The sequence below is a fragment of the Bartonella sp. AP58NXGY genome (assembly GCF_042195785.1).
In the GTDB taxonomy this organism is placed as follows: Bacteria; Pseudomonadota; Alphaproteobacteria; order Rhizobiales; family Rhizobiaceae; genus Bartonella.
On record NZ_JBHIOY010000105.1, the window covers coordinates 1 to 745 of the forward strand.

General features: G+C 41.5%; 1 protein-coding gene. It reads left to right on the plus strand.

All coding sequences use genetic code 11. From position 1 onward, the window contains the following. Positions 1-728: DUF6990 domain-containing protein (locus tag ACFINC_RS09775; RefSeq protein ID WP_375617085.1), on the plus strand; the 728-nt coding region annotated here is incomplete at its 5' end. Positions 729-745: the final 17 nt, after the last annotated feature.

Consider the following 745-nt stretch of genomic DNA (forward strand, 5'->3'; position numbering starts at 1 on the left):
CATCACCTGCTAGTGAAAATGAAGAGGTAGCTGAAACAGATGATAAAGATGCTCCATTGACCATGGAAAGTGCTCATGAACTTTTAAAAAGCTTAGGGTGGTCAACTGAGAAAATCAATGAAGATGACTATATGGCAAGCTATCAATTGGCGGATCGTGAAGTAGATATCCTTTATAACGACGAAATTGCTAAAGATTGTCCGCAATTTGATAGCGCCTTTTTGATTAGCACAGGCATTTTGGCTTCAGCTTGCAAATTCATTGATCCTACCCACACGGAAGATATCCCAGATATACAGCTTAATTTTGAAGCCAAGGGACTGGAAATCTTTGAACCAGAAGTCACTGCGGATCGTTTAACACAGGCGCTTGATGATGCGCTAGAATGGTCAGTAACGGCTATTGATCTTTCTGAAAGACTTCGCTCTGATTATGGCATCGCTCCTTGGGAAAAAAGCACTACGTCTAAAGCAAACGATGCACATTATACTTTGCTTCATATTGGCGCTCTTGCTTTGTTGGGTGATGTTGAGACCTTGCATTCTTATAAGAAAAGTTTTGCAATAGAAGATCATCTAGGCTTTGACGACAGCATTAACGAAACCCACCTTGAACGGGCAATAGCTTTAGCGCAAGAAGTAGCAAAAGCTAAACAACTGAGTTACACTTTGATTGAACGGGTAGCAGAAAAGCTTGATGATCAACGAGAGGTTTCCTGCGAAGAGTAGCCTCACTCTTGGAAAGA